Origin of the sequence: Bacillus sp. N3378-2at, from assembly GCF_033412715.1 — a bacterium.
Lineage (GTDB): Bacteria > Bacillota > Bacilli > Bacillales > Bacillaceae > Bacillus > Bacillus subtilis.
Genome location: NZ_CP117986.1, coordinates 1,953,151 through 1,975,684, shown reverse-complemented (window position 1 = coordinate 1,975,684; position 22,534 = coordinate 1,953,151). Strand labels below are relative to the sequence as shown.

Sequence of the window (22,534 nt, the reverse complement as noted above, 5' to 3'; positions counted from 1 at the left end):
ATCGATTTGAGTTTCTGGAAAAATAAAAACGTATTTGTCACGGGATGCACAGGTCTTTTAGGAAGCTATTTGGTGAAAGAGCTGATTGAACAGGGCGCAAACGTTACGGGGCTTGTCAGGGATCATGTGCCTCAATCCAATCTTTATCAGGGAGAACATATCAAGAAAATGAACATCGTGCGGGGCTCTCTTGAGGACTTGGCTGTGATTGAACGCGCGCTTGGCGAGTATGAGATCGACACTGTCTTTCATCTTGCTGCACAAGCGATTGTCGGCGTGGCAAACCGCAACCCGATTTCTACCTTTGAAGCGAATATCCTCGGTACATGGAATATTCTCGAAGCCTGCCGCAAGCATCCGTTAATTAAGCGGGTCATTGTCGCTTCAAGTGATAAAGCTTACGGCGATCAAGAAAACCTTCCATACGATGAAAACATGCCGCTGCAAGGCAAGCACCCGTACGACGTCTCAAAAAGCTGCGCAGATCTGATCAGCCACACCTATTTTCACACGTACGGGCTTCCGGTCTGCATTACGCGCTGCGGAAACTTATACGGCGGCGGAGATTTGAACTTCAACCGCATCATTCCTCAGACGATTCAGCTTGTGCTGAACGGGGAAGCGCCGGAAATCCGAAGCGACGGTACCTTTGTACGGGACTACTTCTATATTGAAGACGCCGTTCAGGCTTATCTGCTTCTTGCAGAAAAAATGGAAGAAAACAATCTTGCCGGAGAGGCCTTTAACTTCAGCAATGAGATCCAGCTGACCGTACTTGAACTGGTAGAGAAAATATTAAAGAAAATGAACAGTAATCTGAAACCTAAGGTGCTGAATCAGGGAAGCAATGAAATCAAACATCAATATTTATCCGCGGAAAAAGCAAGAAAGCTGCTGAATTGGACACCGGCCTACACCATTGATGAGGGACTTGAAAAAACGATTGAGTGGTATACGGAATTCTTCAAAAAGTAATGTGAAACGAGGTGAACAAGACTGTGACCAGCGCGTATTGCACCGTTTTATCAAAAGGAAGATTATATCAGGCAGTCGCTTTGTTTAAGTCGTTAGAGCTAGTTGATCAAGACAGTCCCATTTTTATACTTTGCATGGATGAAGATACGCACCGCGTGTTACAGAAGCTGAAGATGAAGCAGCTGAACCTTGTGCCGGTGGCCGCTCTTGAAAATGAATTGCTTCTGAAGCTGAAGGAAACTAGAGATCAAAGTGAGTATTGCTGGACGATGAAGCCGATCTTTCTGCAAGCTGTGCTGAATAGCAATCCCGGGCTGGAGCGTGTGACGTATATTGACGGGGATCTCTTTTTCTATGCAGATCCATCGCCGATTTTTGAAAACCAGCCGGACTGCTCGGTGTTGCTTTCACGAGGGGATATTGTAATCCCTTCTTTTGAGAAAGAGCAGATTGACATGCTGCAGCGTCTTTTAGGCAGATATAATTCCGGGTTTATCAGCTTCAAGCATGATGATGCAGGCACGGATTGCTTGGAGTGGTGGAAGGAACGCTGTCTTGAGGAATGCAAAAATGCACCGGGTGAAGGGAAATTCGGTGATCAGGGCTATTTGGATTATATGTCTGAGCTGTTTCCGAATGTGTGTGACATTACAACACCCGGCGTGAACATCGGCCATTGGAATTATGGACAGCATACGTTTTCCTGGAAAGATGGCCGGATCGTGCTGGAGGATGGCAGTCCGCTGATCTTTTATCATTTCAGCGGATACCGAATCGTCAGCATCAATGAAATCAAACAGATTCATGAAACAACCCGCACAGATCTGCCGTTTGTGCATGAACTGTATCAAGAGACACTGCCGCATATCATTCAGCACATGCAAACGTTAGACCCTGAATTTAACGGTTTTGCTTCAAAAGATGACAACAAATAAATGAGTAAATACAGGAAGTGAAAATGAAGTGAAAGCAAGCGTTATTATTCCTGCATATAATTCGAAGGAGCGTCTTTACAACAGCCTTCTGTCATTAAACCAGCAGGAGTGCGATGAAGAATTTGAAGTCATTGTAGCGGACAATGGCTCTGAGGACGGGACGCTCTCGATGCTTGAGTCATTTCAAGCTGATTTTCCGCTGATCTTTACACGGATTAAAGAAAACAGGGGCATTGCGTACGGACGAAATCAGGCGCTTCGCAATGCCAGAGGAGACATCCTGATTTTCCATGACAGCGATATGCTTGCGGCAAAGGACCTTGTGGCAAAACATATTAAAGCCCATGAGAACGAAGAGAATCTCGTCGTGTGCGGGTTGTTTTGGAAACGGATCTACAGTTTTTACTATGAACGATTTGAAGAAGAACATAAGGAACAGCTCGCAAAGCTCACAGGTGAAATGCCGAAGAAAGACAAACAAAAGCTGCTGGAGGAAGCGGACATCAAAAACGGAAGCTTTCTTGATAAAAGCTTTGACCTCGATACCGACTTTATAGACGTGCTCAAGAAGATTTTAGATGAGTACGGCGATGACTTGAAAGGCTATCATATGCCATGGCGCTTTTTTATCACGAATAATTCCTCTGTGAAACGCAAGCATGTGGTTGACCTCGGTTTATTTGACGAAGGCATTGTGCGGTACGGGTTTGAGGATTATGACCTCGGGATCAGGCTTCATCAGGCCGGATTGACCTTCAGGCTTCGCCGTGATATTGTCAGTGTTCATCAGGAACATCCAAGCAATTGTAAGTCTGTAGACGATATTCGGGCAAACATTGCCTATATGTGCGATAAATACAATAACATCCGCTCCTTAGACGTTCATCTCGCTTTTAATGGGCCGTTCCCGCCTGACATGACGAACAGAATCATGGCTGATATTCAAAAGCTGCTGGAATCACAGAAATATGATATGCTGCTGAATCTGTTTCTTGAGCTTCTGCATGTTGTTAAAGAGCGCAACATTGATCCGGATTGGCGAAAGAAATCCCCAAGGGTGACGGCGAAAAGCTTTGATTTGCAAACTGTCCGCAAGCTTCTGCCTAAGGCGAAGAAAAAGCTAGGCGTGAACGATTTTGCCAACGCACTGTATGCGCTTGTCAACGATTTGCTGCACGTGGATCTTAGATCATTGGATGTGGTATAAGTGAGTACATTTCATTTTTCAACGATAGTGTCAAGGACACATATCTTTAAGCTCATGCCTATGATTCATTCTCTCCATGAGCATTGCGATGATTTTCATTTATATGTGCTGTGTGTCGACCAGAAAGCGTATGAATTGCTTCAGCACGTTCCATGGGAGCATGTAACCTTTGTGCAGCTGCATGAAATGGAAGACCCGGAGCTGTTGAAAGCGAAAAGCAACAGAACGTTTCATGAATATTGCTGGACGTTAAAGCCCGCCTTTTTGTTTCATGTGATGAGCAAGTGGGATGACGCTGAATACTTTGCCCATATGGATACGGATCTATTTTTCTTTTCTGATCCGGCACGTATTTTTGCAGAAAACCCAACGGCGTCTCTGTATTTGACTGATCATCGTAATTCGCCGCGCTTCATGTCCTACTACGACCGAACCGGACGCTTTAATACAGGCTTTGTCGGTGCCGGTAATACAAAGGAAGCATATGAAGCGGTGTGGCAGTGGAGACAGGACTGTATTGAATTTTGCACGGTCGAAATGGATACGGAACGAAAGACATATGGTGATCAAAGATATGTGGAGAAATGGCCGGAGCAGTTTAAAGGTGTTCATGTTGTCAAATCCATAGGAGCCAATACAGCGCTTTGGAATATCGAAAACTATAAGGTCGGGCAAAAGGACGGCCGCGTGTATATAGATGAAACGCCGCTGATTTTCTATCATTTCTCTGGGTTTACACTGGTGACAGAAAAAGAGTTTAATCTTTGCTGGTACTATCGGATTGAAGACGAAGCGACAATTGAGATGATTTATATGCCGTATATATTAAATCTGAAAAGATGGATTGATGAAATACAGTCGGCGTTTCCGGACTTTGCGGATGGCTTTATCCCGAAGCACGCAGTGCCTGACACTCATTTTATCCAGCTGGATTAAAAAACCCCTGCCGCCTGGCAGGGGTTTTTTCAGCTATGCCATTCTCTCAGCTTCTGGTCACTTGGCAATAGGAAGGCAAGGATGCCGAGAACAGGGAGAAAGGCAATGGCGATCATCGTCGGGGTCAGTCCCGCTGCGTCAATCAGAGCGCCCAGCGCCACAGCGCCGATCGCGCCCATCCCGAAGGCAAGCCCGACGGTTAAACCGGACATTGTGCCGATTTTTCCAGGAACTAGCTCCTGTGCGTAGACGACCGTTACAGAAAAGCTCGACATCAGAACCAAGCCAATCAATGCGAGCACGCCATAGGCGAGAACCGGGCCGGCAAATGGCAGCACAATCGCCAGCGGCGCCGAGCATAACAGCGAACCGAGGATAACGAAGCGTTTTCCAAAACGGTCTGCAAGCGGGCCGCCGAGAAACGTGCCGATTGCACCGAACAGCAAGAAGACAAAAATATAGCTTTGTGCCTGCTGAATGCTTACGTGATAGGTATCCATCGCGTAAAACGTGTAAAAGTTACCGATCGCACTCGTATACCAAGAACGAGCAAAAATGAGAAATATAATAATAATAAGAGCAGATACAACAGATTTGGTGATGGCCGTGTTTTCAGCCGTTTTCTTTTGTTTGCCTGATTTCTGGGCAAGGCTGCCGAGACGTGAGGCGTACCATTTCGCAATATACATGAGAAACAAAACAGCAAGCGCGGCGACAAGCGTGAACCAAACAGCGCCGAATTGCCCGAGCGGTACAAGGATCAGCGCGGTGATCAGCGGCGCCATCGCCTGGCCTGAGTTTCCGCCCACCTGATAAATCGACTGGGCGAGCCCGCGTTTTGTGCCGGCGGCCATATACGCCACACGGGAGCCCTCCGGGTGGAAAATGGCCGAGCCTAATCCAATGAAAAACACACAGCATAGGATCGTTATGAATGACGGGGCAAATGCAAGGCCTAAAATGCCAAGCATGCTGGCGGTCAAACCGACTGGCAGCGCATACGGCCGCGGCCGTTTATCGGTATACCAGCCGACAACAGGCTGCATGACGGATGACACCATGTTTAATGTGAAAGCGATGATGCCGAGCTGTGTAAACGTCAGGCTCATGGAGCGTTCCAAAATAGGGAACATGGCCGGAATCACAGCCTGAAGCGAATCGTTGAGCATATGGCAAATTCCGATAATAATCAAAATCGGATACACCGTGGTGCCTGGTTTTTGAACTGTTTTTTCTTTTAACGGGGCGGCGATAGCCAATTGAGTCTCCTCCTTACATATATAACCAAAGCATACCACCATATTATTCATAAGGTGAAGAATTTATCAAGAGGAAAAAAGATTCTTATGAAAGAAATACCGTCAGCCTGATTAGGAGCTGACGGTATTTTCGATATTCAAAATGTGATATAGCTCTTCAAGCTTACGAATCTCATAGGTTGGTATGATCTCTGGCACATTCGGCTTCATGTCAGGGTTCATCCAACAAGTGTCAAGTCCGGCGAGCTGTCCGCCTTTGATATCAGCAGTCAGTGAATCCCCAATGATTAATGTGTGCTCTGCTGAAAATTGAGGAATCCGTTCAAATACGTAATCGAAATATTCCTTCATCGGCTTTTGGAAGCCTGTGTCTTCAGAAACGAAAATGTCCTTGAAGAATGGAAATAATCCTGAATCACGGAGACGCTTATATTGTGTGTTAGACACGCCGTTTGTCACGATGTACAAATCAAACTGTTGCTGCAGATTTGAGATGAGATCAAATGCACCGTCAATAAGCTGATGTCCTTCTTCAAGAAAGCGGCGGTATTTTTGCTCAAGCAAAGCGCCGTCCGCTTCGTAAACGTACTCCTTGAGCAAAGCGGAGAAACGTGTGTTTACGACTTCATCCCGTGTCATCTTACCTTCTTCAAAGGCTCTCCAGAGACCTTGATTGCTGGTTTTATACTGCGCCTTCATGTCATTTGTTAAAGGAATGTTCTGATCTTCAAACAGCAAACGCAGGGCTAAAGCTTCTGCCGCTTGAAAATCAAGGATGGTATCATCTACATCAAATAATAAAGTGCGGTATCGTTTCATCTGTGTGTCTCCCTTTCTCATATGTATTCAAAGTATAGCACATAAAAAAAGGAAAAAGCCGGCGGGTGAGGCACCGCCGGCTGAAAAGAGATTATTTGTTTAATAAGCTGTGTTTTCTCGAATATAGGAAGTAAACCAGCGTTCCGACAGCGATCCAGATGACAAATGAAAGCCATGTGACGCCGGGAAGGCTGTACATGAACCAAAGGCAGATGCCTGCGCTGATAATCGGCACAACCGGAACGAACGGCACTCTGAAGGACGCCTTGATTTCAGGATGTTTCTTTCTTAGCACAATGACAGCAATAGATATGACCGTAAACGCGGCAAGTGTTCCCATGTTCACCAGATGGGCCAGCGTTCCGAGGTTAATAAAGCCGGCGATTCCCGCTGCAACGATCCCTGTCAGCCATGTGTTGCGGAACGGGGTTTTAAATGACGGATGAACCTTTGCGAACAATCCAGGCAGAAGGCCGTCTCTGCTCATGGCAAATGTCAAACGAACCTGAGCGTACAGCAAAGCGAGCATCACCGTCGTAATCCCGATAATCGCACCGACAGAAATAATTCCGGCAACAGCGTCCTGTCCGACGAATTTCAGAGCAAAGGATACAGGATCTCCGACATTCAATTTGGCATAAGGCATCATGCCTGTCAGCACAAGCGATACCGCGATGTACAGAACCGTGCAGACGGCTAGAGCTGAAATAATGCCGACGGGCATGTTTTTTTGCGGATTTTTCACTTCCTCTGACGCGTTAGAAACCGCGTCAAACCCAAGGTACGCGAAGAATACAGTGGCGGCGCTAAGTATGACGCCTTTCATCCCGAAAGGCATAAAAGGAGACCAGTTATCCGGTTTCACATAGCCGATGCCGACAATAATGAACAATAATATGATCGCGATTTTCATCAGTACGATGACGTTGTTAAAGCGTGTGCTTTCCTTGACGCCTCTGCTGACAATCGCAGTGATGAGGAGAATGATCACCGCAGCCGGAAGGTTAAATACGGCGCCCGCCGTGCTTCCCGGCGCTCCTGTCAGTGCAGCCGGAATATGAAGATTGAAGCCGGCAAGCAGTGATTGAAAGTATGAAGACCAGCCGGTGGCAACCGCCGACAGTGCAATGACATATTCAAGCATGAGATCCCATCCGATCAAAAAGGCGAGCAGCTCTCCAAGTGTCACGTATGAGTAGGAGTACACGCTTCCCGAAATCGGAATGGAAGACGAAAACTCAGCATAACAGAAAGCAGCCAGCGCACAGGCGAGCCCCGCTAAAATAAACGATATGATGAGGGCGGGACCTGCACCGGTCGCTGCCACTGTTCCTGTAATGACAAAAATCCCTGTACCGATGACACAACCGATACCGAGCAAGGTTAAATCAAATGCGCTTAACGTACGGGCAAGGCTTTTTGACTTGCTCTGCGCACTCAATGTTTCAAGCGGTTTTTTTCTAAATAATGAACTCATCAAAAGTTCCTCCTGTAAATATTCAAAATATTCTAATCATTATATACAGTTCTTGTTGTATTATATTGTCGAAATTTGACGCAGTCAATAAAATATTTTTCTGCTTTAAATGATAGAAGCGAAACAGCGTTGTCGTATCATAGGATAGTAATTTTTACTAATCGTATATTCAATTTTATGCAAGATGAACCGATAGAAAAAATAGATTCGCCCATATTTTGATTTGCGGTTATAAAGGAGATGCTGACCATGTTTCAATATGAAGAGTTGAATAAACAGTTTATCGGCGGGAAATGGCAGGAGGGCAGCAGCCCAAATGTATTGGAAAACAAAAATCCTTATACTCAAAAAACATTCACAACATTCCGTAAAGCGACTGCTGACGATGTAGATGAAGCGTATCGGGCAGCGGCGCTGGCAAAGAAAAAATGGGATGCGGTCAACCCGTTTGAGAAAAGAACAATTTTAGAAAAAGCCGTCACGTATATTGAAGAAAATGAAGAAGCCATTATTTATTTAATTATGGAGGAGCTAGGCGGTACAAGGCTCAAAGCGGCTTTTGAAATCGGACTTGTCAAAAACATCATGAAAGAAGCGGCAACGTTCCCAATCCGCATGGAGGGGAAAATTCTTCCGTCCACAATAGATGGCAAGGAAAACAGATTATATCGTGTGCCAGCAGGCGTTGTCGGTGTCATCAGTCCGTTTAACTTCCCATTCTTTTTATCTATGAAATCAGTGGCGCCTGCACTCGGAGCCGGCAATGGCGTTGTGCTAAAGCCGCATGAGGAAACGCCGATTTGCGGCGGAACGCTGATCGCGAAAATTTTTGAGAACGCGGGAATTCCAGCGGGGCTGCTGAATGTTGTTGTCACAGACATTGCAGAAATCGGCGACAGCTTTGTTGAGCATCCAGTGCCGCGGATCATCTCATTTACCGGTTCTACGAAAGTCGGCAGCTACATTGGACAGCTTGCGATGAAGCATTTTAAAAAGCCGCTTCTTGAGCTTGGCGGAAACAGCGCCTTCATCGTACTGGAGGATGCAGATATAGAATATGCGGTCAATGCGGCGGTGTTCAGCCGATTTACACATCAAGGACAGATTTGCATGTCAGCCAACCGCGTGCTTGTTCATTCTTCTATTTATGACAAGTTCCTTGAGCTGTACCAGGCAAAAGTGGAATCGCTGAAAGTCGGCGACCCAATGGATCCTGATACGATTATCGGGCCATTAATCAACAGCAGACAGACGGACGGGCTGATGAAGACTGTTGAGCAAGCAATTGAAGAAGGCGCTGTACCAGTGAAGCTTGGCGGATTTAACGGGACGATCGTGGAACCGACGATCTTAAAAGACGTCAAACCGTTCATGAGCATTGCCAAGGAAGAGCTGTTCGGACCAGTCGTCTCCTTTATGAAGTTTGATTCAGAAGACGAAGCGGTGGATATCGCAAACGAAACCCCGTTTGGCTTGAGCGGTGCTGTACATACGTCAAATCTTGAGCGCGGCGTGGCATTTGCGAAACGCATTGAAACAGGCATGATTCACGTCAATGACACGACCATCAATGATGAACCGAATGTAGCCTTCGGCGGTGAAAAGCAATCAGGCCTCGGCCGTTTAAATGGTGAGTGGAGCCTCGAAGAATTTACAACGCTGAAATGGATCTCGGTCCAGCACGAAAAACGCAGCTTCCCTTATTAATGAAAAGGAGTGAATGGAATTGACCATAAATACGGAAAAAGAAACCGCAGATATTCTGGACGCATTTATCAAAGTAGCCCCTTATTTAAACAGCCTGGTTCAGGATGATATTACAATCGGCATTTATGATACGGAAAAACTGCTCGTGAATATACCGGCCAAAACCTTTTCGCTGAACGTAAAAGCCGGCGATCCGCTGCAGGAAGGGGATATCATCACAGATGCCATCCGAAGCAATCAGAAGAAGACGAGCATGGTTCCGAAAGAATTGTTCGGCTTCCCATTGATCGCGCGTGCCATCCCGCTGCACGACGAGAATGGAAGAGTCATTGGAGGCGTCGGCCTCGGAACGAGCCTTGAGGAGTCGTCAAAGCTGCATGATGTCGCGGAAAGCTTATCAGCTGTCGTTGAACAAACAGCCGCGGCTATTTCCGACATTTCTGAATCAATTAACGGGTTTTCAACTCAAATGTCGGGCATTTCCTCTCAGGCGAAAAAAGTAAGCGAAAGCGCCGGTGAAATCGCCGATATTTCAGTAACTGTTAAAGGCATCTCTGACCAAAGCAATCTGCTCGGCTTGAATGCCGCGATCGAAGCGGCAAGAGCAGGGGAGTCCGGAAAAGGGTTCTCTGTCGTCGCAGATGAGATCAGAAAGCTAGCGACGCATTCAAAAGAAAATGTCGGCCAAATTGACCAGATTACGAAAAAAATCCACAGCCTGCTGAAAGGGCTGGAGGAATCCATTGAGTCGATTAACCAGCATACAGACGGACAAGCCGCTGCCGTTGAACAAATTTCCGCCACGATGCAGGAGATTTCAGGAAGCGCGCAGCATCTTGCAAAAATGGCTGAAAAAGCGCTTGAGGAAGAGTAAGAGACCGGGGACAAACATCCCCGGTCTTTTTCTTATCCTGCATTTCCATGAAATTCGTCTGACGTTTTACTAGTTTTATTCCAGCGGCTGATTTAAAATGTACACATGAACTTACGTGAGGATTGATAGGAACCATGAGCATATTAAAAGCGGAAAATCTTTATAAAACATACGGAGATAAAACATTATTTGACCATATCTCCTTTCATATTGAAGAGAATGAGAGAATCGGATTAATCGGGCCGAACGGAACTGGAAAATCAACGCTGCTGAAAGTGATTGCCGGCTTGGAATCTATCGAAGAAGGAGAAATCACGAAATCCGGAAGCGTGCAGGTCGAATTTCTTCATCAAGACCCGGAGCTGCCTGCGGGGCAAACAGTGCTGGAGCATATCTATTCCGGTGAATCGGCTGTGATGAAAACCTTGCGTGAATATGAAAAAGCGCTGTATGAACTGGGGAAAGATCCCGAAAATGAACAGCGCCAGAAACACCTGCTGGCAGCACAAGCGAAAATGGACGCAAACAATGCATGGGATGCAAACACCTTGGCAAAAACCGTATTGTCTAAGCTGGGCGTCAACGACGTAACAAAACCGGTCAATGAGCTCTCAGGCGGCCAGAAAAAACGGGTGGCCATTGCCAAAAACTTAATTCAGCCTGCTGATCTGCTCATTTTGGACGAGCCGACAAACCATTTGGATAATGAAACGATTGAGTGGCTTGAAGGGTATTTAAGCCAATATCCCGGCGCCGTCATGCTGGTGACGCACGATAGATATTTCTTAAACCGTGTCACCAACCGCATTTATGAGCTTGAAAGAGGCAGCCTCTACACGTACAAAGGCAACTATGAAGTGTTTTTAGAAAAACGTGCGGAACGGGAAGCGCAGGCTGAGCAAAAGGAGACGAAGCGGCAAAACCTGCTGCGCCGCGAGCTGGCCTGGCTCAGACGAGGAGCGAAAGCCCGCTCAACAAAACAAAAGGCGAGAATTGACCGGGTAGAGACGCTTAAAGAGCAGAAAGGCCCTCAGTCATCAGGTTCACTCGATTTTGCCATTGGCTCGCACCGTCTCGGAAAACAGGTTATTGAAGCGGAGAACGTCATGATCGCTTATGACGGCCGCATGCTCGTCGACCGTTTTAATGAACTTGTCATACCAGGTGAACGGATCGGGATCATCGGGCCGAACGGCATCGGGAAAACAACGCTGTTAAATGCCCTTGCCGGCCGTCATACGCCGGACGGAGGCGATATTACGATCGGACAGACGGTCAGAATCGGCTACTATACTCAGGATCATAGTGAAATGAACGGTGAGTTAAAGGTCATTGACTATATAAAAGAAACGGCGGAGGTCGTAAAAACGGCAGATGGCGATATGATTACAGCTGAACAAATGCTCGAGCGTTTCCTCTTCCCGCGTTCAATGCAGCAGACGTATATCCGCAAGCTGTCCGGCGGGGAAAAACGCCGTTTATACTTGCTTCAGGTTCTCATGCAGGAGCCGAATGTCCTGTTTCTCGATGAGCCGACGAACGATTTGGATACTGAAACATTAAGCGTTCTTGAGGATTATATTGACCAATTCCCTGGCGTCGTCATCACCGTATCCCATGACCGCTATTTCCTTGACCGCGTCGTCGACCGTTTGATTGTATTTGAAGGAAATGGCGTCATTTCCCGCTTTCAAGGCTCCTATAGCGACTATATGGAGGAGTCAAAAGCGAAAAAAGCGGCCCAAAAACCGACAGCTGAGGAAAAAACGGCTGAAGCCGAGCCGAAGAAAAAACGGAAAAAGCTTTCTTACAAAGACCAGCTGGAATGGGACGGCATCGAAGATAAAATTGCCCAGCTGGAAGAAAAGCATGAGCAGCTCGAAGCTGACATCGCCGCAGCAGGCAGTGATTTTGGCAAAATCCAAGAGCTGATGGCCGAGCAGGCGAAAACTGCGGAAGAGCTTGAGGCTGCGATGGACCGCTGGACAGAATTGTCCCTCATGATCGAAGAACTGGAAAGCTAAAAAGCGTGGCCGCAGCAGGCCGCGCTTTTTTTCACATAATGGACAAAAACGAACCGGCCTGCTTATGTTAGGATAAAATTGTGTGTCAGCGGCACATGGAAAACTAACGGAGATGATGAAGTATGACATGGGCGATCGTGATGTTAATTCTCATGAGTCTGGTGAAAATCGTATTAACCTGTCTTCCTACAGGCGTCATAGAATGGCTGCTCGGCAAATTTGAAGTGCACGCCAAGCTTAGTGGCGAAAATGCGAGTCTCTCTCTAGATGGAAAACGTCTCGAGGGTACAGAGAAGCAGAAAGTGATTGATCAATTTAACGAAGCTGTCTTCCTGGAGAAATATTATATCTATCCAGGTGATGAAGAGCGTTATTTACATCCGGAAAATGGCGGCACGCCGCTGGTGATAGATACAAAAAAAGGAAAAAAAGACGTGAAGCTGTTCGTGTACCGCTACGACGACCATATCGACGTCGTGAAACAGTACAAGAAGAAAGTGATCGCGTATCGAGTGCTTTCTGAAAGCCTTCAAAAAGAGTCTCTGTCAGTGGCGGGAAGTTTAGCTTAAACAGGAAAGTGAAAGACGGGTGCTTTATGCTGCTCGTCTTTTTTATTGTTTTTTAAAACTTAACGTTTACGTTAAGGTTCAAAAGGTGTATAATGGTAACAGAAACGGCGAAGGGGGATTTACCTTGGAATGGATGAAGATTGATCAAGTGGCCAAAAGAAGCGGGCTGACAAAGCGGACCATCCGGTTTTATGAAGAAATCGGCTTGATTCCGGCGCCGAAACGGACAGACGGCGGTGTAAGGCTTTATTCAGAGGATGATATGGAGGAGCTTGAGAAAGTCATCAGCACAAAAGAGGTGCTCGGTTTTTCCCTTCAGGAGCTTCAGCATTTCATGGAAACCAGCCGCCAGCTAGAGTTAAACAAAGAGGGGTATTTGTTGTCACTGGATCCTAAGGAACGGAAAGAAAAACTGGAGGAAATTCAGGAAACCCTGAATCACCAGCTGAGTTTGATTGATGAGAAAATCCGCACATTCCAAAGCTTTAAAGAACGCCTGCAAGGCATGAAAGGTAAAGCGGAACGCGCCATTCAATCAATCGAATGAAAAGTTTGTTAAACGCTATTTTTGTAGCGTTTCTTTTAATGGAATAAAGATGGAGGTTAGGTCAAATGGATAAGACAACACAAGTGAATCAGAAAACGGGTTTGCTCAGCCAGCCAAAAGCGGTATGGGCTGTCGCGTTTGCCTGTGTGATTTCCTTTATGGGAATCGGGCTGGTCGATCCAATTCTTCCGGCCATTGCCGCACAACTACATGCTTCACCTAGTGAAGTATCACTCTTGTTTACAAGTTATTTGCTTGTAACCGGATTTATGATGTTTTTCTCAGGAGCCATTTCCAGCCGCATCGGCGCGAAATGGACATTAATTCTCGGACTTATTTTTATTATTGTGTTTGCGGGGCTTGGCGGCAGCTCAAGCTCAATCGCTCAGTTAGTCGGCTATCGCGGCGGCTGGGGATTAGGGAATGCTTTGTTTATTTCAACAGCGCTTGCGGTCATCGTTGGTGTATCAGTCGGAGGAAGCGCCCAAGCGATTATTTTGTATGAGGCTGCGCTCGGTCTCGGGATTTCCGTCGGGCCGCTTGCAGGCGGAGAGCTTGGAAGCATTTCATGGCGCGCACCGTTTTTCGGAGTATCTGTCCTGATGTTTATTACGTTAATCGCGATTTCTTTCATGCTTCCGAAATTGCCGAAACCGGCGAAACGCGTCGGTGTGTTTGATGCGATGAAGGCGCTAAAATATAAAGGCCTTTTAACAATGGCGGTATCGGCATTCTTATACAACTTTGGATTTTTTATTTTGCTTGCTTATTCTCCGTTCGTTCTGGATTTAGATGAACACGGTCTTGGATATGTCTTCTTCGGCTGGGGCCTTCTGCTGGCGATTACGTCAGTCTTTACGGCGCCGCTCGTGCACAAAGCGCTGGGCACAGTGCGTTCGCTCGTCGTTCTCTTTATCGCCTTTGCGGCTATTCTCGTTATTATGGGGATCTGGACAGACCATCAGACTTTGATTATTACATGTATCGTTGTCGCTGGTGCTGTTCTCGGTATGGTGAATACGATCATGACAACCGCTGTGATGGGTTCTGCGCCGGTTGAACGTTCAATCGCGTCTTCAGCCTACAGCTCAGTCCGCTTCATCGGCGGCGCGCTCGCTCCGTGGATTGCAGGAATGCTGTCAGAACACTTTACTGCAAGCACACCATATACAGTAGGCGGAATCGTCGTTTTTGTCGGCATGCTTGTCCTTCTCATGGGACGTAAACATCTTGCTGGAATTAAGGCGGGGCATTAATAACGAAAGACACTGCACAGATGCAGTGTCTTTTTTTAATCGTGGAATCTTCCCATTACTACCGTATTGTAGTAATTTCCGTAAGAAAGCAATTTCTCCTTTTTTAAGATTCCTTTTCGTTTGTTTCCAGGACATTCAGTGAGATTTTTTTAACTCCGTTGATGGTTCATGCTGTAGAGGGGACGTTTGCCATGGATAAGGCAAAGCCAGACGAATATGATCAGAAATGTTTAGAAACGCTCTATCAATACATACACAGCGTCATGAAAAACAGCTTTTCGCCCGAGTGGTTTACCGCTTGGGCAGATGAGGAGGATTTTGAGCTGTCTGCCAAAAGAGAGCTGACACTTGATGAATTCACATCTCCATTGCAGCTCATTTTAAAAGACAGAGAGCTTTTGAGAGTCGTTCAGAATAAATGGCAGTAAAAAACCCGCCCTTTAGGGACTGACCCCATAAGATGAGACAAATAAAAACACCTTCAAGTTTGAATACGGATGATTGTTATCCGAAATTAGACTTGGAGGTGTTTTTTCTATGGGGACAAGAGTGAGTTATCCGGTTGAAGTGAAACAGAAGGCTGTAGAAATGAGATTGGCAGGCGTACCTATGAAAGAGATCATGCAGGAGTTGAATATCAAAAATAATACGCAGATTAAGACATGGGTCAGATGGTATAAGGCTGGTGATACACATCGATTTGAACAGCCTGTTGGTAAGCAATACACTTATGGAAAAGGTCCGGAGTATTCTTCCGAATTAGAGAAACTGCAGGCAGAGAATCGATATCTGAGACAACAGAATGAAGTGTTAAAAAAGTACAACGAATTGGAAAGGAAGTTGATAGCCAAACGTCAGTCGAACTTGTAGAAGAATTGCACAGCACAATGACCGTGCAGGATATCTGTATTCATTTAGGTATCTCTCGCTCGTCTTATTATCGTTGGAAGAAGAATCTGAAGAAAGATCATCCCAAGCGCCATTTAGAAAAACAAATCGGCACGTTGTGCCGAGAGCACCAGTATCGATATGGATATCGAAAAATCACAGCTATATTAAAAAAGAGAATGTGTATTAACCATAAAACGGTTCAGCGTATTATGCAGAAAAATCAGTGGCAGTGCCGGGTTAAGGTGAAAAAGCGCAAGAAGAATGGGCAGCCATATGCCGTGGTCGACAATATATTAGATAGGAACTTTCAGTCTGATCATCCTCTTGAAAAACTAGTAACAGACATCACGTATTTGCCTTATGGACAGAAACAATTGTACCTTTCCAGTATATTGGATGTATATAATGGAGAAGTGATTGCTTTTACGATTGGAGATAAGCAGGACACAGACTTTGTCTTACACACACTTGATCAACTGCCAACACTGCCTGAGAACTGCGTGTTACATAGTGACCAAGGATCTGTGTATACATCTTACGAGTATCAGAAAGCTGTTAAAACAAAAGGCATTACCATGAGCATGTCCCGCAAAGGGACACCCGCTGATAATGCCTCCATCGAATCGTTTCATTCCTCACTAAAGTCTGAAACGTTCTATCTTAACAGCATTGATCGAACCACGACCGCCATCGTAGAACGCACTGTCATAGAATACATTCATTATTATAACAATATTCGTATTCAAACGAAACTAAACAACCAATCACCGATAAATTATCGGCAATTGGCTGTTTAAAAGGTGTTTTGATCCCTGTCTCAAAAACGGGGGTCAGTCCCTTAGCAGGCGGGTTTTTTTATAAATTAAAGCACTTTCGTCGTCCAAGACTCGCAGTTCCACGTTTCTGTCGCGATATCCATATAAAAGTCTGGCTCGTGGGAAATGAGCAGAATGGAGCCTTTATATTCTTTCAGGGCGCGCTTGAGCTCTTCCTTGGCATCGACATCCAAGTGGTTTGTCGGCTCATCGAGCACCAGCAGGTTTGTTTCTGAGTTGATTAGCTTGCACAATCTGACTTTCGCTTTTTCGCCTCCGCTTAATACGGCGACGCGGCTTTCGATATGCTTTGTCGTCAGTCCGCATTTTGCCAAAGCGGCACGGATTTCATACTGCGTATAAGAAGGGAATTCGCTCCATACTTCTTCGATGCACGTATTGTTGTTTGTTTCCTTGACCTCTTGCTCGAAATAGCCGGTATAGATGTGCTCACCGCGTTCTACAGAGCCTTCGAGCGGCTGGATTTCACCAAGCAAACTTTTCAGCAACGTCGTTTTTCCGATCCCGTTTGCGCCGTAAAGGGCGATTTTTTGGCCGCGCTCCATGCGGAGGTTGAGCGGACGGGACAGCGGGGAATCGTAACCGATCACGAGATCCTTTGTTTCAAAAATCAGCTTGCCTGACGTTCTCGCCGGCTTAAAGTGGAATTCCGGCTTTGGCTTTTCTGCCGCAAGCTCGATCATATCCATCTTATCGAGTTTCTTTTGGCGGGACATCGCCATGTTTCTCGTGCTGACGCGCGCTTTGTTGCGGGCGACGAAATCCTTCAGCTCTGCGACTTCCTGCTGCTGCTTTTTATAGGCCGCTTCAAGCTGCTGTTTCTTCACCTCGTAGACTTCCATAAACTGATGGTAGTCGCCGACATAGCGTGTCAGCTCTTGATTTTCAACGTGATAAATCAGGTTGATGACACTATTCAAGAACGGAATATCGTGGGAAATCAGGATGAACGCGTTCTCGTATTCCTGCAGGTAGCGTTTCAGCCATTCAATATGCTGTTCATCAAGATAGTTGGTCGGCTCATCGAGAAGCAGAATTTCCGGCTTTTCAAGGAGCAGCTTAGCGAGAAGGACCTTTGTGCGCTGTCCGCCGCTCAAATCGGTGACATCTCGCTCTAATCCGATATCGCTCAAACCGAGACCGCGGGCGATTTCTTCCACCTTGGAATCAATGACATAAAAATCATTGTTTGTCAGCGCGTCTTGAATGACGCCGACTTCTTCAAGCAGCTTTTCGAGCTCGTCGGGATCTGCTTCACCCATTTTGTTGTAAATCTCGTTCATTTCCTCTTCCATCGCAAATAGATAATGGAACGCGTCTTTCAGGACGTCGCGAATAGATTTTCCTTTTTCCAGCACGGTATGCTGATCCAGATAGCCGACACGGACATTTTTTGACCATTCGACTTTTCCCTCATCAGGTTCAAGCTTTCCGGTAATAATATTCATGAAGGTTGATTTTCCTTCACCGTTTGCGCCGATCAAGCCGACGTGCTCGCCTTTTAACAGGCGGAAGGAAACGTTATTAAAAATGGCCCGGTCCCCGAAGCCGTGGCTTAAATCCTTTACAGATAAAATACTCATGTTTACACCTCTATCGTTATCAAACACGCACAATCGGCGTGTAATATTCACCCTTTTGATTATAAAGGAGGATTCGGAATGTTGAAAGGTATAGGAAAGAAAAAGAAAAATTGCGTTCCGGGCGAGGTTTTGAGATACTATGGAATAGATTTCAGGAATTGAGGAGAACAAAATGACGCAAACTTGGCCATTTTTACATAATGCACAATCATTTATACAAGAGAATTGGAGTGCTTCCGGCTTTCAAACGCCAACCCCTGTTCAAGAGCAGGCAGCCCAGCTGATCATGGACGGAAAGGATGTCATCGCGGAATCGCCGACAGGCACAGGCAAGACGCTGGCGTATGCGCTGCCGGTCTTGGAGCGGATCAAACCAGAGCAAAAGCATCCGCAGGCGGTGATTTTAGCGCCTTCCCGTGAGCTGGTGATGCAGATTTTTCAGGTGATTCAGGATTGGAAAGCGGGCTCAGAGCTGCGCGCGGCTTCCTTAATCGGCGGGGCGAATGTGAAGAAGCAGGTCGAAAAGCTGAAGAAACATCCGCATATCATCGTCGGCACGCCAGGCAGGGTATTTGAACTGATTAAAGCAAAGAAACTCAAAATGCATGAAGTGAAAACGATTGTACTTGATGAAGCGGATCAGCTTATCCTGCCGGAGCATCGCGAGACGATCAAACAAATTATTAAAACGACATTAAGAGACCGCCAGCTTCTATGTTTTTCCGCGACACTCAAAAAGGAAACAGAGGATGTGCTCCGCGAATTGGCGCAAGAGCCTGAGGTGTTGAAGGTACAGCGAAGCAAGGTGGAGGCAGGGAAAGTGAAACATCAATACCTGATTTGCGACCAGCGCGACAAAGTGAAGCTGCTGCAAAAGCTGTCAAGGCTTGAAGGCATGCAGGCACTCGTATTTGTGAGAGACATTGGCAACCTGAGTGTATATGCGGAAAAACTGGCATATCACCACGTTGAACTCGGCGTTTTGCACAGTGAAGCGAAAAAAATGGAGAGGGCAAAAATCATTGCCGCATTCGAAGACGGAGAGTTTCCTCTTTTATTGGCGACTGACATTGCCGCACGCGGTTTAGACATTGAAAACCTGCCATACGTGATTCATGCTGATATTCCTGATGAAGATGGCTATGTCCACAGATCAGGACGAACAGGCCGGGCCGGAAAAGAAGGCAACGTGCTGAGCCTTGTGACGAAATTGGAGGAATCTAAGCTGAAAAAAATGGCGAAGAAGCTTGGTGTTGAACTGAGTGAAGCTGTGTATGCAGGCGGAAAACTGAAGACGAAATAAAAAGGAGGCTGGCAGACAACACGAACGCCAACACGATCGGAGCCAAAGAAACAGGTTTCAAGCACGCGGTGGGAAATATCTTCAATAAAAAAGGAGACGAGCTCCGCAATAAAATTCACGAAATCGGTTTTTCTGAAGATGAAGCCGCTCAATTTGAAAAACGCTTAGATGAAGGAAAAGTGCTTCTCTTTGTGACAGATAACGAAAAAGTGAAAGCTTGGGCATAAAGCAAGGAAAAAACCAAAAGGCCAATGTCGGCCTTTTGGTTTTTTTGCGGTCTTTGCGGTGGGATTTTGCAGAATGCCGCAATAGGATAGCGGAACATTTTCGGTTCTGAATGTCCCTCAATTTGCTATTATATTTTTGTGATAAATTGGAATAAAATCTCACAAAATAGAAAATGGGGGTACATAGTGGATGAAAAAAGTGATGTTAGCTGCGGCTTTGTTTTTAGGATTGACTCCAGCTGGCGCGAACGCAGCTGATTTAGGCCACCAGACGTTGGGATCCAATGATGGCTGGGGCGCGTACTCGACCGGCACGACAGGCGGATCAAAAGCATCCTCCTCAAATGTGTATACCGTCAGCAACAGAAACCAGCTTGTCTCGGCATTAGGGAAGGAAACGAACACAACGCCAAAAATCATTTATATCAAGGGAACGATTGACATGAACGTGGATGACAATCTGAAGCCGCTTGGCCTAAATGATTATAAAGATCCGGAGTATGATTTGGACAAATATTTGAAAGCCTATGATCCTAGCACATGGGGCAAAAAAGAGCCGTCGGGAACACAAGAAGAAGCGAGAGCACGCTCTCAGAAAAACCAAAAAGCACGGGTCATGGTGGATATCCCTGCAAACACGACGATCGTCGGTTCAGGGACTAACGCTAAAGTCGTGGGAGGAAACTTCCAAATCAAGAGTGATAACGTCATTATTCGCAACATTGAATTCCAGGATGCCTATGACTATTTTCCGCAATGGGATCCGACTGACGGAAGCTCAGGGAACTGGAACTCACAATACGACAACATCACGATAAACGGCGGCACACACATCTGGATTGATCACTGTACATTTAATGACGGTTCGCGTCCGGACAGCACATCACCGAAATATTATGGAAGAAAATATCAGCACCATGACGGCCAAACGGATGCTTCCAACGGTGCTAACTATATCACGATGTCCTACAACTATTATCACGATCATGATAAAAGCTCCATTTTCGGATCAAGTGACAGCAAAACCTCCGATGACGGCAAATTAAAAATTACGCTGCATCATAACCGCTATAAAAATATTGTCCAGCGCGCGCCGAGAGTCCGCTTCGGGCAAGTGCACGTATACAACAACTATTATGAAGGAAGCACAAGCTCTTCAAGTTATCCTTTCAGCTATGCATGGGGAATCGGAAAGTCATCTAAAATCTATGCCCAAAACAATGTCATTGACGTACCGGGACTGTCAGCTGCTAAAACGATCAGCGTATTCAGCGGGGGAACGGCTTTATATGACTCCGGCACGTTGCTGAACGGCACACAGATCAACGCATCGGCTGCAAACGGGCTGAGCTCTTCTGTCGGCTGGACGCCGTCTCTGCATGGATCGATTGATGCTTCTGCTAATGTGAAATCAAATGTTATAAATCAAGCGGGTGCGGGTAAATTAAAATAAGAAAGTGAAAAACACAAAGGGTGCTAACCTTTGTGTTTTTTAATTAATTAAAATGTTTATTAACTTAGTTAAGGAGTAGAATGGAAAAGGGGATCGGAAAACAAGTATATAGGAGGAGACCTATTTATGGCTTCAGAAAAAGACGCAGGAAAACAGTCAGCAGTAAAGCTTGTTCCATTGCTTATTACTGTCGCTGTGGGACTAATCATCTGGTTTATTCCCGCTCCGTCCGGACTTGAACCTAAAGCTTGGCATTTGTTTGCGATTTTTGTCGCAACAATTATCGGCTTTATCTCCAAGCCCTTGCCAATGGGTGCAATTGCAATTTTTGCATTGGCGGTTACTGCACTAACTGGAACACTATCAATTGAGGATACATTAAGCGGATTCGGGAATAAGACCATTTGGCTTATCGTTATCGCATTCTTTATTTCCCGGGGATTTATCAAAACCGGGCTCGGTGCTAGAATTTCGTATGTATTCGTTCAGAAATTCGGGAAAAAAACCCTTGGACTTTCTTATTCACTGCTATTCAGTGATTTAATACTTTCACCTGCTATTCCAAGTAATACGGCGCGTGCAGGAGGCATTATATTTCCTATTATCAGATCATTATCCGAAACATTCGGATCAAGCCCGGCAAATGGAACAGAGAGGAAAATCGGTGCATTTTTATTAAAAACCGGTTTTCAGGGGAATCTGATCACATCTGCTATGTTCCTGACAGCGATGGCGGCGAACCCGCTGATTGCCAAGCTGGCCCATGATGTCGCAGGGGTGGACTTAACATGGACAAGCTGGGCAATTGCCGCGATTGTGCCGGGACTTGTAAGCTTAATCATCACGCCGCTTGTGATTTACAAGCTGTATCCGCCGGAAATCAAAGAAACACCGGATGCGGCGAAAATCGCAACAGAAAAACTGAAAGAAATGGGACCGTTCAAAAAATCAGAGCTTTCCATGGTTATCGTGTTTCTTTTGGTGCTTGTGCTGTGGATTTTTGGCGGCAGCTTCAACATCGACGCAACCACAACCGCATTGATCGGTTTGGCCGTTCTATTATTATCACAAGTTCTGACTTGGGATGATATCAAGAAAGAACAGGGCGCTTGGGATACGCTCACTTGGTTTGCGGCGCTTGTCATGCTCGCCAACTTCTTGAATGAATTAGGCATGGTATCTTGGTTCAGTAATGCCATGAAATCATCCGTATCAGGGTTCTCTTGGATTGTGGCATTTATCATTTTAATTGTTGTGTATTATTACTCTCACTATTTCTTTGCAAGTGCGACAGCCCACATCAGTGCGATGTATTCAGCATTTTTGGCTGTCGTCGTGGCAGCGGGCGCACCGCCGCTTTTAGCAGCGCTGAGCCTCGCGTTCATCAGCAACCTGTTCGGGTCAACGACTCACTACGGTTCTGGAGCGGCTCCGGTCTTCTTCGGAGCAGGCTACATCCCACAAGGCAAATGGTGGTCCATCGGATTTATCCTGTCGATTGTTCATATCATCGTATGGCTTGTGATCGGCGGATTATGGTGGAAAGTACTAGGAATATGGTAGAAAGAAAAAGGCAGACGCGGTCTGCCTTTTTTTTATTTTCACTCCTTCGCAAGAAAACGGATTTTGAAAAATGAGAAAATTTCCTGTGAAAAA

Annotated in this window: 18 protein-coding genes and 3 pseudogenes; 16 read left to right on the top strand and 5 right to left on the bottom strand. The window is 46.1% G+C overall.

Annotation, left to right across the window (positions count from 1 at the left end; translation table 11 throughout):
• Nucleotides 1-6 precede the first annotated feature (6 nt).
• The 4 genes from PUN35_RS10815 to PUN35_RS10800 are packed head-to-tail and all read left to right on the top strand — an operon-like array spanning nt 7 to nt 4,053.
• Nucleotides 7-975 carry a GDP-mannose 4,6-dehydratase gene (locus PUN35_RS10815; RefSeq protein WP_003244102.1) on the top strand — a complete coding sequence of 323 codons (969 nt, stop codon included), beginning with the start codon at nt 7-9 and terminating at the stop codon, nt 973-975.
• A gap of 23 nt (nt 976-998) precedes the next feature.
• On the top strand, nt 999-1,910 hold the full coding sequence (locus tag PUN35_RS10810; protein ID WP_014479137.1) for a putative nucleotide-diphospho-sugar transferase: 912 nt from the start codon (nt 999-1,001) through the stop codon (nt 1,908-1,910).
• A 28-nt stretch (nt 1,911-1,938) separates the two neighbouring features.
• Nucleotides 1,939-3,117 (top strand): glycosyltransferase family 2 protein, encoded by a 1,179-nt coding sequence (locus tag PUN35_RS10805; protein ID WP_003233779.1) that lies wholly within the window; start codon nt 1,939-1,941, stop codon nt 3,115-3,117.
• A complete protein-coding gene (locus PUN35_RS10800) occupies nt 3,118-4,053 on the top strand; it encodes a putative nucleotide-diphospho-sugar transferase (protein WP_015252589.1) in 936 nt (311 codons plus the stop codon). It begins immediately after the preceding gene.
• Between the two features lie 29 nt (nt 4,054-4,082).
• On the opposite strand, the gene PUN35_RS10795 is transcribed toward PUN35_RS10800, so the two are convergent.
• From PUN35_RS10795 to PUN35_RS10785, 3 genes are all read right to left on the bottom strand, one after another.
• Entirely contained in the window at nt 4,083-5,312 is a 1,230-nt protein-coding gene (locus tag PUN35_RS10795; protein ID WP_014479139.1) for an MFS transporter, read from the bottom strand.
• A gap of 111 nt (nt 5,313-5,423) precedes the next feature.
• Entirely contained in the window at nt 5,424-6,131 is a 708-nt protein-coding gene (locus tag PUN35_RS10790; protein WP_014479140.1) for a YjjG family noncanonical pyrimidine nucleotidase, read from the bottom strand.
• A gap of 91 nt (nt 6,132-6,222) precedes the next feature.
• A complete protein-coding gene (locus PUN35_RS10785; protein ID WP_003233771.1) occupies nt 6,223-7,608 on the bottom strand; it encodes a branched-chain amino acid transporter BcaP in 1,386 nt (461 codons plus the stop codon).
• A 249-nt stretch (nt 7,609-7,857) separates the two neighbouring features.
• Here PUN35_RS10785 and yfmT point away from each other — a divergent pair, with 249 nt between their 5' ends.
• The 6 genes from yfmT (at nt 7,858) to PUN35_RS10755 (ending at nt 14,585) form a co-directional block, all read left to right on the top strand.
• Entirely contained in the window at nt 7,858-9,315 is a 1,458-nt protein-coding gene (gene yfmT, locus PUN35_RS10780) for a benzaldehyde dehydrogenase (protein WP_014479141.1), read from the top strand.
• A gap of 13 nt (nt 9,316-9,328) precedes the next feature.
• Nucleotides 9,329-10,189, top strand: coding sequence for a methyl-accepting chemotaxis protein (locus PUN35_RS10775; RefSeq protein WP_003233767.1), 861 nt, complete (start codon nt 9,329-9,331; stop codon nt 10,187-10,189).
• Nucleotides 10,190-10,323: 134 nt separating this feature from the next.
• Nucleotides 10,324-12,213, top strand: coding sequence for an ABC-F family ATP-binding cassette domain-containing protein (locus PUN35_RS10770; RefSeq protein WP_014479142.1), 1,890 nt, complete (start codon nt 10,324-10,326; stop codon nt 12,211-12,213).
• A 122-nt stretch (nt 12,214-12,335) separates the two neighbouring features.
• Complete coding sequence (locus PUN35_RS10765) at nt 12,336-12,782, top strand: YfmQ family protein (RefSeq protein ID WP_014476106.1); 447 nt, start codon at nt 12,336-12,338, stop codon at nt 12,780-12,782.
• A 124-nt stretch (nt 12,783-12,906) separates the two neighbouring features.
• Nucleotides 12,907-13,329 carry a MerR family transcriptional regulator gene (locus tag PUN35_RS10760; protein ID WP_014479143.1) on the top strand — a complete coding sequence of 141 codons (423 nt, stop codon included), beginning with the start codon at nt 12,907-12,909 and terminating at the stop codon, nt 13,327-13,329.
• Nucleotides 13,330-13,394: 65 nt separating this feature from the next.
• Nucleotides 13,395-14,585, top strand: a complete 1,191-nt coding sequence (locus PUN35_RS10755; protein WP_014479144.1) for an MFS transporter — start codon at nt 13,395-13,397, stop codon at nt 14,583-14,585.
• A 35-nt stretch (nt 14,586-14,620) separates the two neighbouring features.
• Here the strand turns inward: PUN35_RS10755 and PUN35_RS10750 are convergent.
• Nucleotides 14,621-14,745, bottom strand: a pseudogene (locus tag PUN35_RS10750) (GNAT family N-acetyltransferase); the annotation flags it as partial.
• 31 nt (nt 14,746-14,776) lie between these two features.
• Here PUN35_RS10750 and PUN35_RS10745 point away from each other — a divergent pair.
• Nucleotides 14,777-14,930 (top strand): annotated as a pseudogene (locus PUN35_RS10745) (hypothetical protein).
• A gap of 192 nt (nt 14,931-15,122) precedes the next feature.
• Nucleotides 15,123-16,273 (top strand): IS3 family transposase gene (locus PUN35_RS10740; RefSeq protein WP_087614160.1). Its coding sequence is split into 2 segments (ribosomal slippage): nt 15,123-15,396 and nt 15,396-16,273, totalling 1,152 coding nucleotides; the frame shifts between segments, so codons are not numbered across the junction.
• Between the two features lie 65 nt (nt 16,274-16,338).
• On the opposite strand, the gene PUN35_RS10735 is transcribed toward PUN35_RS10740, so the two are convergent.
• Nucleotides 16,339-17,895, bottom strand: coding sequence for an ABC-F family ATP-binding cassette domain-containing protein (locus tag PUN35_RS10735; protein WP_014479146.1), 1,557 nt, complete (start codon nt 17,893-17,895; stop codon nt 16,339-16,341).
• A gap of 172 nt (nt 17,896-18,067) precedes the next feature.
• On the opposite strand from PUN35_RS10735, the gene PUN35_RS10730 reads away from it, so the two are divergent.
• From PUN35_RS10730 to PUN35_RS10715, 4 genes and pseudogenes are all read left to right on the top strand, one after another.
• Nucleotides 18,068-19,198 carry a DEAD/DEAH box helicase gene (locus tag PUN35_RS10730; protein ID WP_014479147.1) on the top strand — a complete coding sequence of 377 codons (1,131 nt, stop codon included), beginning with the start codon at nt 18,068-18,070 and terminating at the stop codon, nt 19,196-19,198.
• Nucleotides 19,198-19,425 (top strand): annotated as a pseudogene (locus PUN35_RS10725) (general stress protein); the annotation flags it as partial. The gene PUN35_RS10730 and the pseudogene PUN35_RS10725, both read left to right, overlap by 1 nt.
• A 190-nt stretch (nt 19,426-19,615) precedes the next feature.
• Complete coding sequence (locus PUN35_RS10720) at nt 19,616-20,878, top strand: pectate lyase (RefSeq protein ID WP_014479149.1); 1,263 nt, start codon at nt 19,616-19,618, stop codon at nt 20,876-20,878.
• A 126-nt stretch (nt 20,879-21,004) separates the two neighbouring features.
• Nucleotides 21,005-22,441 carry an anion permease gene (locus PUN35_RS10715; RefSeq protein WP_003233725.1) on the top strand — a complete coding sequence of 479 codons (1,437 nt, stop codon included), beginning with the start codon at nt 21,005-21,007 and terminating at the stop codon, nt 22,439-22,441.
• Nucleotides 22,442-22,534 lie beyond the last annotated feature (93 nt).